General features: G+C 66.9%; 11 protein-coding genes. 6 read left to right on the forward strand and 5 right to left on the reverse strand.

Translation table 11 applies throughout. From position 1 onward, the window contains the following. Positions 1–218: 218 nt before the first annotated feature. A complete protein-coding gene (locus EL249_RS08210; RefSeq protein ID WP_005673180.1) occupies positions 219–1,235 on the reverse strand; it encodes a hypothetical protein in 1,017 nt (338 codons plus the stop codon). A gap of 551 nt (positions 1,236–1,786) precedes the next feature. On the opposite strand from EL249_RS08210, the gene EL249_RS08215 reads away from it, so the two are divergent. The 6 genes from EL249_RS08215 (at position 1,787) to EL249_RS08240 (ending at position 8,081) form a co-directional block, all read left to right on the forward strand. Beyond that, a complete protein-coding gene (locus EL249_RS08215; protein WP_005673179.1) occupies positions 1,787–2,911 on the forward strand; it encodes a hypothetical protein in 1,125 nt (374 codons plus the stop codon). A gap of 35 nt (positions 2,912–2,946) precedes the next feature. Continuing rightward, positions 2,947–3,795: a hypothetical protein gene (locus EL249_RS08220; protein ID WP_126348146.1), complete on the forward strand. Its 849-nt coding sequence runs from the start codon at positions 2,947–2,949 to the stop codon at positions 3,793–3,795. Positions 3,796–3,864: 69 nt separating this feature from the next. Beyond that, positions 3,865–5,064: a TRAP transporter substrate-binding protein gene (locus EL249_RS08225; RefSeq protein WP_169311666.1), complete on the forward strand. Its 1,200-nt coding sequence runs from the start codon at positions 3,865–3,867 to the stop codon at positions 5,062–5,064. A gap of 263 nt (positions 5,065–5,327) precedes the next feature. After that, positions 5,328–5,510 (forward strand): hypothetical protein, encoded by a 183-nt coding sequence (locus tag EL249_RS08230; RefSeq protein WP_005673174.1) that lies wholly within the window; start codon positions 5,328–5,330, stop codon positions 5,508–5,510. 135 nt (positions 5,511–5,645) lie between these two features. Then, on the forward strand, positions 5,646–7,595 hold the full coding sequence (locus EL249_RS08235) for a SurA N-terminal domain-containing protein (protein WP_005673173.1): 1,950 nt from the start codon (positions 5,646–5,648) through the stop codon (positions 7,593–7,595). A gap of 12 nt (positions 7,596–7,607) precedes the next feature. Continuing rightward, positions 7,608–8,081, forward strand: a complete 474-nt coding sequence (locus EL249_RS08240; protein ID WP_040529778.1) for a DUF1178 family protein — start codon at positions 7,608–7,610, stop codon at positions 8,079–8,081. A 9-nt stretch (positions 8,082–8,090) separates the two neighbouring features. On the opposite strand, the gene EL249_RS08245 is transcribed toward EL249_RS08240, so the two are convergent. From EL249_RS08245 to EL249_RS13365, 4 genes are all read right to left on the reverse strand, one after another. After that, complete coding sequence (locus tag EL249_RS08245; protein WP_005673171.1) at positions 8,091–10,118, reverse strand: ABC-F family ATP-binding cassette domain-containing protein; 2,028 nt, start codon at positions 10,116–10,118, stop codon at positions 8,091–8,093. 94 nt (positions 10,119–10,212) lie between these two features. Continuing rightward, a complete protein-coding gene (locus tag EL249_RS08250) occupies positions 10,213–11,280 on the reverse strand; it encodes a HemK family protein methyltransferase (RefSeq protein WP_005673170.1) in 1,068 nt (355 codons plus the stop codon). A 10-nt stretch (positions 11,281–11,290) separates the two neighbouring features. Continuing rightward, positions 11,291–11,662 (reverse strand): ArsC family reductase, encoded by a 372-nt coding sequence (locus EL249_RS08255; protein ID WP_005673169.1) that lies wholly within the window; start codon positions 11,660–11,662, stop codon positions 11,291–11,293. After that, positions 11,659–13,404: a PilT/PilU family type 4a pilus ATPase gene (locus EL249_RS13365; protein WP_005673168.1), complete on the reverse strand. Its 1,746-nt coding sequence runs from the start codon at positions 13,402–13,404 to the stop codon at positions 11,659–11,661. The genes EL249_RS08255 and EL249_RS13365 overlap by 4 nt, the downstream gene beginning before the upstream one ends. Positions 13,405–13,449: the final 45 nt, after the last annotated feature.

The following is a 13,449-nucleotide window of genomic DNA, read 5'->3' on the forward strand; positions in this document are numbered from 1 at the left end:
AAGCGGCGAGTTTAATAGCCGAATTCACACTTTGATTCACTCATGTCGACGTGCAACATAATTTGATGTTCTTGTGTTGCATTGTGGATACAAAAAGAAAACCGCCAGCGCGGGCTGACGGTTTCGACATCAGACGCTGTGGTGATCAGGGAACGGTCGGTGCGGGTTGTGCTCGACCGTCCTTCTGGCCTGTCAGCGTTGCTGCAAGGTGCAAGGTCTTACTGGCCCTGCTTCCGGGTGTGCCAGTAGGTCGTGTTGCCGTCGCGCACTTCCACCAGGTAGTGGCCGGCCTTGACCAGGGGCTGACCTTCCTTCCAGCCGTGGGGCACGGTCCACTTGTTGCAGTACAGGCGGTTGGTGTCGGGCAGGTGGTAGTTCCAGCACAGGGCAGCCTGGTCATCAGCCACGCGGTTCACCAGCAGCTGCACGTTGTGGGCACCGTGCTTCCATTCGGCCACGACGCTGCCGAAGTGGATCGAGTCCGATTTGCCGAGGGTGGCACCTGCGCCGGTGTAGGTCGGGCCTTGCAGGTAGTTGCCACCGTTTTCGTCCAGTGCCACCAGATGGGTGGCCAGCGTGACGGCGTGCTCGGTGTTGGTCACTTCCAGGTCCATGCCGATCGAGTTGACCTCGAAATGCGGGTTGGTGCCGTCGCTGACCTTGGTGCCGTTGAAGGTGGTGTAGGTGTAGCTGCCCGTGGCCGGGGTGTAGCTGCCGCCGGCGCCCGGACGCTGGCCTTCACCGGCGTAGGGGGTGCTGCGGATCTGGACCGACTGCACGACCGGGGCGGTAGCGCCGTCCAGGATCTTGCCTTCCAGCGTGGACGGGTAGGCGTAGGCGGCGTGCTCGTCATCACCCACGTCGATGCTGCGCTGGTCCAGCATGGTGGCCAGCACGGCGCCGGTGATGCCGGTGGCCGAGATGGCAGCGGCCGGGTGCTGGGCAGCCGGCTGGGGCGGCGTGACCTGGGCGTTGTTGTGGGACGCATCCGTGCGAGGAGCCGTCGGGACGGTCGGTTGCGCGGCAGGTTGCGTGCTCGGCTGCGACACCGTCGCTGCCGGCTGCGAGGGCGCGGGCTGGGCAGCAGCGGTGCTGTTCACCGTGGTCGTGGTGTTTGCAGCAGCAGGCGTGTTGGTGGCCAGGGGCTCGGAGCTGCCGTTGCTGCCGCCACCGCAGCCGGCCAGAAGCAGCATGACGGCAGCGCTGATTTGCAGTTTGCGGGTGTTGATCGACATGGTGTGCACCTGTGTTCCGAAGGGCCGGTGCCAGCAGCAACCGGCGTGAGGGGAAGGGGGAGGCAGTGATCGAGAGCTTCTGGATCGGGACAGTGCAGGAAGGTCGAGTCGGCGACCTTTCGTCGGGCTGTCAGTGCCGTGCATCGTAGGGGCTGATCCCGAAGAGGGCGCGGCAATTGGTCACATCCGGATGAAGACGAGTGGCCGATGAAGGTGAATGAACGGCCGGGGTGTGACTTTTCTGGCACTTCGGGGGACCGTCCGTCGGGAAAAGACGGACGCGGAACAGGCGCCGTGCATGGGGGGCAAAAGCGGAAGAAGGCGGGCGCAAGCCGTGTGTTGCTTGATGGCACGGTGGTGGTGACGACTTCGTCATGCAGGCCGAAAGGACGAGCATGCGGGTGCCGTTCGTCGCCCCGAAGTTGGCCGCTGGTGACGGGTTGGTTAAGGTTTCTGCCTTCGTCGGCAGCGCCTGTCCGCCAGGAGCGGGTGCTGCATGACGCGATGACGTGTTTCTGAAGTTCCTTTTCAACCGGGTAGAAGGAAAAAAGATGAGCAAGCGCAATCAATTCACGATGGGGGCAGCGCTGTTGGCGTTGCTGGCAGGCTGCGGTGGCGGTGATGGTGCCGATGCCGGCATGAGCACGTCGTCGACCAAGGCCGTGGAGGGCCGTTCGGCCCAGCTGGCCGCCTTCACGGGTGAGGCGGCCGAGGCTGCGACGCTGGCGGCCGTGGTGAAGGCCGCCGGTGGTACGGATGCCGATGCCGCCGAACTGCAGGCGAACGTGGATCGGGCTGCCGGCCAGGAGCTGCAGGCGTCCGCACCGGGTCAGACCGAGGTGTCGGTTGCGCCGGCCTCGGCACATGCCGTGAAGGCAGTGTCGCCGTACTCGGTGTCGGGTGTGAGCGGTGCGCTGTTGTCGGCCATGCTGGATCAGCGGGTGGGCAATCGTCTGGACGAGATTGGACCGACCGACCGCACGATGCTGGTTCCGGTGACGGCCCGCAATGCCGGTCAGGTGAACGATGCGGCGCTGCCGTTCGTGACGGCGGGCTACAGCCTGACGCCCGACAACTACGTGGATGGGCAGTACCGCGCAGCCAGCAGCCGCCAGCAGCTGCAGATGTACATGCGGGTGCAGAACCTGGGCCGCGCCAGCGCGCAGGCCACCACGCCGTTTGGCGAGTTCAACATGAACACCGCGGTGTCCACCGACGAGAACAGCGTCTCGGTGGGTGGCATGCTGCATGTGCTGTCGTGGACGCCGGAAAAACGCGCCAATGGCACGTTCAGCCGTGCTGGGGTGCCGGGCGTGACGGTGCAGCCGGGCGATTCGCGCATCGCCTTCCATCAGAGCAACCTGTATGCACCCATCGGCTTTGCGGCGCGCAAGGATCAGCTGGTGCCCTACGGCAGCATGATCCAGCAGTGGAGCGCCGACAATACCTACGTGCAGCTGTGGCTGCTGAAGAACGGCAGCAGCAGCCAGCCGCAGCTGTGCTGGAACTTCTGGCTGCCCAAGCTCAAGCGTACCTACTGCCAGGCCTGGCAGGTGCCGGCCGGCTGGATTGCAGGCAGCATGCTGCAGAACGGTGGCAACTTCGTCAATGACAACCGCGAGCCGCAGGGCGGTTCGGGCAATCTGTACTGGCAGCAGCTTTCGGCCGCTCAGTGATCAACACACGGATCAGGGATACACACATGTTCAAGATGAGCAAGAAAGGGTGGGTGACGGCTGCTGCACTGGCTGTGCTGGCAGGCAATGTCCAGGCGCAGACGGTGGCACCGTTCAGCAATACCGGCGTGAGCGGTGCGGTGCTGGCCACGATGCTGGATCAGAGTGCAGGCAGCGCCAGCAGCCATGCTGACGCCGTGAGCGGCGAGAAGGGTTCGGCCACGAACGATGTGGCGGTTCCGCCGGTCAATGCCCGCAGTGGCGTGACGCGTTATTCGCGTCCGTCCAATCCGACGATGCCGCCGCTCTACAACGTGGCCGAGCGCTATGCGTCGCTGTCGGGCACGTTCCGCTACGACCAGCGCCACCAGGTCCAGAACGACAACAAGCTGAGCACGCAGGCCACGAAGCCTTTCCGCGACCTGTGGGTGCTGACCTATCTGGCCGAGGGCCCCAACAACGTGGTGCTGGGCAACTGGTTGGCCACGCGCACGATGCTCTCGACCAACGTGGGCTTCCAGTATGGCACGCAGTTCTGGTCGCCGGCGCCGGCCGCCACCAGCTCGCTGATGCTGACCACGCACAGTGCCTATCGCGTCCGCAAGGATGAGGAGGTGCCGTTCGGCAAGGTGCTGCAGCAGTGGCGCAACGACGAGTCCTTCGTGCAGCTGATGCTGCGCCGGGGCGAGGGCGAGAACGAGGCCCAGCTGTGCTGGAACTATGCGCTGCCCACGCTGGGCCGTCTGTACTGCCAGACCTGGCAGGTGCCGTCGGGCTGGCAGGCCGGTCAGCCGCTGGTGGATCGTGGCGTCTTCATCGATGATGACCGCGAGTACTACCACGGCGAGAGCGGCCACGTGTACTGGCGTCGTGACGTGCGCTGATCGGCGATCGGACACGATGATGTACAGGATTCTCCAGCAGGTGCCGATGCCATGAAGCAGGATCAGGTCATGCCACGTTCCCGGGATGCCGTTCCCGAGGGTAGTGTGCCGGGACGGCGGCAGATCCTGAAGGGCGCCGGTGTCGGTGCCGCCGGCATGGCGGCACTGGCGCTGTCGTCCCCGGCGCTGGCACGCAGTCGTGCGGCGGCCAGCCAGGGCACGATGCCGGCCCAGGAGCCGGTGGTCTGGCGCTGCCAGACCGCCTGGTCGCTGGAGGATGATTTTCAGTCCTACATCAAGACGCTGGCCGATGTCCTGGGCATGCTGACCGAGGGTCGGCTGCAGCTGGAGATTCTGCCAGCCGGCAAGGTGGTTCCCACCGATGCGCTGGCCGAGGCCGTTTCCAGTGGCCGGCTGGATGCCTGTCACCGCACGCTCACGCTCGACAGTCTGCGCCAGCCATCGATCGGGCTCTGGGGCAGCGGGCCCGCGTTCGGCATGGATGCGCTGACGTTGCTGTCCTGGCATCGGTACGGCGGTGGCGAGGCGCTGCTGCAGGAGATCTATGCAGCGTCCGGCCTGAAGGTGCATTCGCTGCTGTACGGGGCGTTGCCCACGCCGGCCTTTGGCTGGTTCAAGCGTCCCATCGCGCGGGTGGAGGATCTGAACGGCATGCGCTTCCATGCCGGGGGGCTGGCCGCGCAGATCTATCAGGAGCTGGGGGCGACCGTCTTTCAGCTGCCCATCGACGAGATCATCCCGGCCTTGCGCCGGGGCGAGATCGAGGCGGCCGAGTTCAGCACGCTCTCCGGTGACCGTGCGCTGGGTCTGCCCGAGGTGCTGAAGGTGTGCATGCTGCAGAGCCATCACCAGGTGGCCGAGCAGACCGAGCTGCTGATCAATGCCGAGCGCTGGGCCGCGCTGCCGCCTGCCTGGCAGGCCGTGGTGGAGCAGGCGACGCAGGCGGTGACGGCCACGCTGATCGGGCAGCAGATCAACAAGGGGGCGACGCATTACATCGAGATGCGTGAGGTGCAGGGCGTGCGCTTCTACAAGACACCCGAGTCGGTGCTGCGCGCCCAGCTGCAGGCCTGGGATCGGGTGACGGTGCGCAACAGCAATGGCGACCCGGTGTTTGCACGGGTACTGGATTCGATGCGCCGCTACGCCCAGCGTTGTGTGGGCTGGTATACGGACTCGACCGCTGACCGGCGCATGGCCTACAACCATTACTTCATGCAGCGTTCGCCCAAGGGCTCAAAGGAGTGAGGCTGCCTCGGGGCTGGGCGTGGGGATGGGGCGCTGTTTTCCTCCGCGCGGCACGACGCTGCCCGACGTATCCGGCGGTTGCGACATCCGGCCGGTTTGCCGTCCAGGGGGCGAGGCTGGTCGATTGTCGGCCGGGGCCGGATGGCGGGTGGCGACATCGGTACGATGCCCTTGTCTGCAATCTGAAACAATGGGTTTCCCGGGTGAATCGAATGCAAGGGGCTGTCCAGTCCGGACACGCTACGGTACCCCGGGGTCGATGAATGGCTGCTTGGGCTCGCTTTCTCGTCAAGGCACTGGTTCTGGTGCCGTCGGTGTTCGTGGCCGCGGCTTCGCCCCTGTGGGGTTCGCTGCTGCTGGCGGCACCCGTGGCCTTCGGCGTGCTCTCGTGTGCCCATCGAGCGGTGAAGGCGGCCCGCCGCGACGGCTGGCTGGCCGAGATCTGAACAGGATCTGACCGGGGGCTGAGCGCGCCCTGTTGCATCTGGCAGTGCGCGGGCCATGATGTTCCGTGCAGTTGCCGACATCTCGAATAAACTACGGGGATCTACGTTCCTTTTCACGATCGGATCCCCATCTCCATGTTTGATTTCGTCCGAACCCACCAGCGCCTGGCCCAGGGGCTGCTGCTGGTGCTGATCATGCCTGCCTTCGTCTTCTTCGGCATCTCCGGCTACGACCGGATGTTCGGCGATGGCGACTCGGTGGCATCCGTTGACGGCGAGCCGGTGCCGCGTGCCTATTTCGAGCAGACGTACCGGCAGCAGGTGCAGCAGATGCAGCAGATGATGGGCGACAACTACGACGCCGCCGTCTTCGACAATCAGGCCACGCGCATGGAGGTGCTGGAGAACCTGATCACCCGCCAGGCCCTGCTGGCCGATGCACGCCGTGCCCGCATCACGGTCACGCCAGGTGAGATCCAGAAGGCCATCCTGGATCAGCATGCCGATCTGCGGGATGCCAATGGCAAGTTCGACATCGAGGGCTACAAGCGGCTGCTGGCGGCCAATGGCCTGACGCCGGCGCAGTACGAGGCGCAGATGGGGCAGATGCTGGCTGTGGGCGCCGTCGAGCGTGCCGTGGCGGATTCGGCGATGGTGCCGCAGACCGTGGTGGATGGCGTCTTTGCCTCCCAGGAGAACCGGCGGGTGGTTCGCACGCTGCTGGTGACCCCGCGTGACTACGAGAAGGGGCTGGCCCCCACCGATGAGCAGCTCAAGGCCTATTACGACGCCCATGCGTCCGCCTTCGACCTGCCCGAGTCGGTGGACATCAGCTATGTGGCGCTGCGCCGCACCGACATGCTGCCCAAGGATGTCGAGCCGTCCGAGAAAGAGCTGGAAGCCTACTACCAGAAGCACCGCAACCAGTTCAACGAGGCTGAGGAGCGTCAGGCCAGCCATATCCTGCTGAAGGTGCCGGAAGGAGCCGATGCAGCGGCCAAGGAGAAGGTGAAGGCTCGCGCCGAGGCGCTGCTGGCTGAGGCCAAGGCCCATCCGGACAAGTTTGCCGAGCTGGCGAAGAAGAACTCCGAGGACCCGGGCTCGGCCGAGCAGGGGGGCGATCTGGGCTTCTTCGAGCGTGACACGATGGTCAAGCCCTTTGCCGATGCGGCTTTCGGGCTGGACAAGCCGGGCTTCACCGATGTGGTGGAGACCGAGTATGGCTTCCACGTCATCCAGGTGACGGGCGTGAAGGGCGGTGGCGAAAAGCCGCTGGCCGAGGTCAAGCCCCAGCTGGTGAAGATGTGGCGTGAGGAAGAGGCGGCACGGCGCTACAACCAGGCAGCCGAGGCCCTGTCCAACATGGTCTACGAGCAGGCCGAGTCGCTCAAGCCGGCTGCCGAGCGCTTCAAGCTGAACATCGAGCAGGCCAAGGGTGTGGGCCGCAAGCCGGCCGCCAATGCGCCGGAGGGTTCGCCGCTGGCCAATGCCCGCCTGCTGGAGCAGCTCTACGCGCCTGACGCGCTGGAAGAGAAGCGCAACACCACCGCCATCGAGGTGAGCCCGGGCGTGCTGGTGTCAGCCCGGGTGGATGCCCATCATCCGCAGCGTCGCCAGACCCTGGACGAGGTGAAGGACACGGTGCGTCAGCGCTGGATTGCCGATGAGGCTGCACGACTGGCCCGCGAGGCCGGCGAGAAGCGCCTGGCCGAGCTGCGTGAGGCCGCAGGCGCCAAGGATGCGAAGGCCGCGCTGCCGTCGGGTCTGAGCGAGGAAAACACCATCAGCCGTTCCCAGCCGGGCCGTCTGCAGCAGCCGGCCCTGAAGGCCGCCTTTGGCGTGTCGGCCGATCAGCTGCCTGCCTGGGTAGGCGCCGATCTGGGCAAGGACGGCTATCAGCTCATCCATGTGGAGAAGGCCCTGCCGCCTGATGAAGCGGCCCGTCAGCGTCTGGACACCTACCGTACCCAGCTGCGGCAGCTGATGGCCAACGCCGAGCGCCAGGCCTGGGTGGATACCCTCAAGAGCACCCTGAAGATCGACCGCCATCTGGAGAAGGACAGCGGTTCGGGCGATGCGGAGTGAACGGAGGCCCGTCTGAAAGTCTTCGATCTTTGCTGCGAGCAGCAACACCAGTTCGAGGGCTGGTTCTCCTCTGCCGAGGACTTCGAGCGGCAGCAGGAGCATCAGCTCATCGAATGCCCGATGTGCGGGTCCCGACAGGTGAAGAAGCTCCTGTCGGCGCCCCGGCTGAACCTGTCCCATGGCAGCCCGTCAGCTGACGAAGCAGCCGGGGCTCGTGGCGAGAAGGCAGCGCGTTCCGGCCCGGTGACGGCCGAGATCCGCGAGCTGCAGGGGCAGCTGATGCGGGGGCTGCGCAAGCTGATCGACGCGACCGAGGATGTGGGTGACCGTTTTGCCGAGGAGGCTCGGCGCATCCATTTTGACGAGGCGCCGGACCGCCCCATTCGGGGCGTGGCCACGCCTGAGGAGACCAAGGCGCTGCACGAGGAGGGCATCGAGGTGCTGACGCTCCCCCTGCCGCCGGCGCTGAAAGGGCGGCTTCAGTAGGCGGAAAGCCTAGCCTTCCGCCGCCTGGCGCTCGATTTCCTCGATTTCCGCCTGGCGTTCCAGCCAGTCGTTTTCCAGATTCTCCAGCTCGGTGGCGATCTGGGCGCGTTCGCGCTGGCGCTCGGTAGCTGCCGCGCGGTCAGCAAACGCATCAGGGGCAGCCAGCTGCTCGTCCAGCGTCGTGGCGCGGGCCTGCAGGCTTTCCATCTGGCGCTCTATCTTCTGAATGGCCTGCTCGACAGGCTTCTTGCGGGCAGCCAGGGCCGCACGTTGCTGGGCACGCTCGCGCCGGTTGTCGGCGCGCGAGCCCCCCGTGGAGGCGCCTTGCTGGCTGGACGCGCCGCTGCCTTCCTGAGCACTTCCCGCCGAACGGGAGGCGTCACTGCCGGCCGCATTCGCGCCTTCCGACCCGGCCTGTTCCGACGCGCTGCCCGACGGGTCGGCATCCGTGCCACGCTGACGCGCGCTGCGTTCCTTCTGCAGCCACTGAGCGTAGTCGTCCAGATCGCCGTCGAAGGGACGCAGGATGCCGTCGTCCACCAGCCAGAACTCGTCCACCGTGCTGCGCAGCAGATAGCGGTCGTGCGAGACCAGCAGCAGCGGTCCCTCGAACTCGGCCAGTGCGTCGGCCAGTGCGTCGCGGGTGTTGGCGTCCAGGTGGTTGGTGGGTTCGTCCAGCACCAGAAAACCGGGCTTCTTCCAGGCCAGAAGCGCCAGGCACAGTCGCGTCTTCTCGCCCCCCGACATGGGGCCGGTGGGACGCAGGGCGTCGTCGCCGGGGAAGCCGAAACGTCCCAGCCAGCCGCGCAGCACCTGCTCGCGCTCCTGCGGGGCCAGCCGCGACAGATGCTGCAGCGGGGATTCATCCGGGCGCAGGTCCTCGATCTGCTCCTGGGCCAGATAGCCGGTGTCCAGTGTGCTGGCGCGGGTCAGCTCGCCGGAAAGCGGGGGAAGCTCGCCGATCAGGGTGCGGATGAGGGTGGTCTTGCCGGTGCCGTTGCGCCCCAGGATGCCGATGCGGGCACCGCGCCGCACGATGAGTTCGGGTAGGGTGACGACGGTCTGGCCGGCCGTGTGGCCGCAGGCCAGGTGGTGGGCACGGATCAGCGGATCCGGTCCCTCGGGGGGCTGGGCAAACTCGAAGTCGATGCCGCGTGCGGCGCGCAGTGGCGCAATGGCCTCCATGCGCTCCAGGGCCTTCAGGCGGCTCTGCGCCTGGCGGGCCTTGGTGGCCTTGGCGCGGAAGCGTGCGATGAAGCGGTTGAGGTGCTCGATGCGGGCCTGCTGATCTCGGCGGGCACGCTCACGCTGGGCGGCGCGCTCGGCACGGATGTTCTCGCTGGCGGTGTAGCCGCCGGGATAGCGCTCAAGCCGGCCATCCTCGATGACCAGGCTGGCGTTGGCCACGCGGTCAAGGAAGTCGCGGTCGTGCGAGACGATGAGCTGGATGGCCGGATGGCGCAGCAGCTGGCGCTCCAGCCACAGCACGGCGTCCAGGTCCAGGTGGTTGGTGGGTTCGTCCAGCAGCAGCAGGTCGCTGGGCGCCATCAGCACGCAGGCCAGGTTCAGGCGCATCTTCCAGCCGCCCGAGAGTTCGTCCACCGTGCGTGCCAGCTGCGCCTGTCCGAAGCCCAGACCGTCCAGCAGTTCGGCAGCGCGGGCCTCGGCAGAAGGCCCGCCGGCATCGACCCAGCGGGCATAGGCCTCGCCCAGCGCCTCGCCGTCGTGGCGGGCCTCGGCCTGCTGGATGGCCTGTTCGGCGGCCACCAGGGCGGCATCGGCGTTCATCACGAAGCGTACCGGGTTGATGCTGGCGCGCGGCGCATGTTGGGCCAGCCAGGCGATGCGCAGCCTGGGCAGGTCGACGTTGCCCTGTTCGGGGGCGAGATCGCCGCGCAGCAGCGCCAGCAGCGAGCTCTTGCCGCTGCCGTTGGCGCCGATGAGGGCAACGCGCTCACCGGGGTTGATGATGAGCGAGGCGTGAGAAAAGAGAGGGCGCCCGGCGCGGGCCAGGCTGAGGTCGTCGAAGCGGATCAAGGGCGGGCCCGAAGTGTGTCAGGACGGCAGAAGGCAGGCCCAAGGCGGCCTGCAAGCCCTTGATTATCCCAAATTTTCGAGGCCTTTCGGGGACTCAGCCCAGCGGCTGCTGCTCGCGCCACTGGCGCAGGTCGTCGGCCGTGATGAGCACGATGCGGTCATCACCCTGCGCCACCGGGATGCTGGTCCAGGTGAGCGTGGGGAAGCGTGCCTGGAAGTTGGGCATCTCGTGGCCGATCTCCAGGGCCAGCACGCCGCACGGCCACAGGTGCTCGGGCGCCTCGTGCAGCAGCCGGGTGATCAGGTCCATGCCGTCGGGGCCGGACCCCAGTGCCTTCTCGGGCTCGGCACGGTACTCACTGGGCAGCGCCGCCATCGATTCGGCATTCACGTAGGGCGGGTTGCACAGGATGAGCTTGAAGCTCTCGCCCTGCAGGTTCTGGAACAGGTCGCCCTGTACCAGGCGGATGCGATTCTCCAGCCCGTAGTCGGCGATGTTCTCGGCGGCCAGTTGCAGGGCGTCGGCCGAGATGTCGCTGGCCACCACCTCCGAATCCGGCAGGTAGTGGGCGGCGATGATGGCCAGGCTGCCACCCCCCGTGCACAGGTCCAGGACGCGGTAGGGCGCCGAGGCCGGCGGCTGCGCGCCCAGGCCCTGGTCCAGCTCCTCGGCCAGGTCATGGAAGGGCTGCAGCATCTCGCGGTTCAGCCACGGATCGAAGGCGTGGTTGACCAGCGCCTCGGCCAGCAGCGAACGCGGCACCAGGGCGCGGGCGTCGGCGCGGAAGCGGAAGCCCATCAGCCAGGCTTCGCCGATCAGGTAGGCCAGCGGCTGGTCGCACTGGGCACGCGCGTCGATGAGGTTGCGCAGCTTGCGGCGCTCGTCGGGCAGCAGCGTGGCGTTGGCCAGCTCGTCGTACTGCTCCACGGGCAGGTGCAGGCACCAGCAGACCAGCCAGACGGCTTCATCGAAGGGGTTGTCGGTGCCGTGTCCGAACGAGGCGCCAGCTGCCTGCATGCGGCTGATGGCATAACGCACCCAGTCGCGCAGCGTGCGCAGGCTTTCCTGCGCGTCGATCAGGCTGGCCGACTGGGGGCTGTAGTTGGCTCGGTACGGGGAAAACGGGGCCACCGGGGCAAACGGAAACTTGTCGGAACTCATGGGGTGGGGCTCAGGGCAGTCGCAGGAAGGCGTGCAGTTCGTCTTCCTGAAAGCCGATCTGCAGTTCGTCGGGCCGGGCGTCGGTGGTGACGATGGGGCGCTTGATCAGCGTGGGATGGGCCAGCAGCAGTTCATAGGCGGCGTCGGTGCTGACGTCGGCCACGGCCTTGCGCTGCGCCTCGTCCAGCGTGCGCCAGGTCTGGCTGCGGGTATTGATCACCTCGGAAAGGCCTACCCGCGCCTGCCAGTCCTCCAGTGTGGCCCGGTCCAGGCCATCGCTGCGGTAGTCGTGGAATCGATAATCGACGCCGTGCTGGTCGAGCCAGCGTCGGGTCTTGCGGATCTGGTCGCAGTTGGGAATGCCGTAGACGGTGACTGTCATTCGAGCTTGATGAGGAACTCTGCAAAGGAGGCGCCCTGCGTGGGGGCGGGCGCTTCATGGGCAGCCGGCCCACCCTGGCCAGGCGTGGGCGCACTGGCTGCCTGGGCTGGCAGTGTGCCATGTTTTGCCGCGTTGCGGGTCGGGTCCGTCATGAAGATGCCAGTGGGCGGGTTGCTTGCAACCGGCGGGCTGGACTGGATGCCGGTGGGCGCAAAGGCCGGGCTGGACGAGGGGAAGGCCGTGCTGGCGGCCGCCGGGGCGGCGTTGCCTGCCGGGCTGGCGGTGCTGGTGGGGGCCGTTTGCGTGGCCGGACCCTGTACGCTGTCGGTGGCCGCAAACGTGGCGGTGCTGGGCCACCCGCCCGCCTGTGCAGGCTGGGGAGCCGGGGCAGCATTCATGCCGGACGGCACGGCCATGGCAGCCTGGCTGACCGCGCTGGCGAAGGGGTGAGCGGACGGTGCGGCCGCGGCAGCGGGCGCCTCACCGGCAGCATCCATGTCGGCCAGCGTCTGGCGTGCCACCGAGCCGCCACGCGCTGACGGGCCGGTGCGCCGGCTCTCGAAGCTGGAAGCCTGCTTCTGCAGCAGGTCGGGCAGCGTCAGGCCTGACGCGGTTTCCTCCGTGGTGGGGGCGTCCTGTGCCAGGTCCTCCGCGTTGTTGTCCAGCAGCCACAGCAGGTTGGTGGGCGAATCGCTGTGCTGCAGCGCGTCCTCGCGGGAAATGCGGCCGGCGCGCAGCAGCCGGGTCAGTGAACGGTCAAAGGACAACGAGCCGGCTGCCAGGCTGTTGGCGATGGCGTCCGGAATCTCGGAAAGCCGTCCGGTGGAGATCAGTTCAGCCACGTGGTGGGTGTTGATCAGCACCTCGGCGGCCGGCACCCGGCCACCGTCGGTACTGGCCAGCAGTCGCTGCGAGACGATAGCCTTGAGCGTGGTGGACAGGTCGGCCAGCAGCGCACCCCGGTTCTCGGGGGCATAGAAGCTGAGGATGCGGTTCAGCGCATGGGCGGCATTGTTGGCGTGCAGCGTGGCCAGCACCAGGTGGCCCGACTGGGCGTAGGCAATGGCCGCGCCCATCGCTTCCATGTCCCGGATCTCGCCGATCAGGATGCAGTCGGGCGCCTGGCGCAGCGCGCTCTTGAGTGCCGTGTGCAGGTCCTTCGTGTCCGAGCCGATCTGGCGCTGGTTGACGATGGATTGCTGGTTGCGGAAGACGAATTCGATGGGGTCTTCCAGCGTGAGGATGTGGCCGGTACGGTTGGCGTTGCGGTAGTCGATGAGCGAGGCAAGCGTGGTGGTCTTGCCCACGCCGGTGGCACCCACCATCAGGAAGAGGCCGCGCGGCTGCAGGATCAGCTCCTTCAGCACCGGCGGCATGCCCAGCGTGTCGAACTCGGGGATGTCACCCGGGATGTAGCGCACCACGGCGGCGGCCGTGCCGCGCTGACGGAAGAGCGAGATACGGAAGCTGCCCACGTCCTTCACGCCGTAGCCGATGTTCAGCTCGTTCTCTTCCTGGAAGCGCCGCCATTGCTGGTCGTTGATGGCCGAACGCAGGAGCGCCTCGGCCTGCTGCGGCATCAGGCGCTTGTCGGCTGCCGTCACGGCCACCATGTTGCCGTTGATCTTCATCTGCACCGGTGAACCCACCGAGATGAACAGATCGGAAGCCTTGTGCCGGGCCATCACTTCCAGCAGCTGGTTGAAGGGGCTGCTGGTGCTGCCGGGGTTGGTGCCGCTCATGGTCTTTGCGTATCCGGAAGGGAGGCGGCCCGAGGGCCGCCGTGC

Source organism: Lautropia mirabilis, assembly GCF_900637555.1.
In the GTDB taxonomy this organism is placed as follows: Bacteria; Pseudomonadota; Gammaproteobacteria; order Burkholderiales; family Burkholderiaceae_E; genus Lautropia; species Lautropia mirabilis.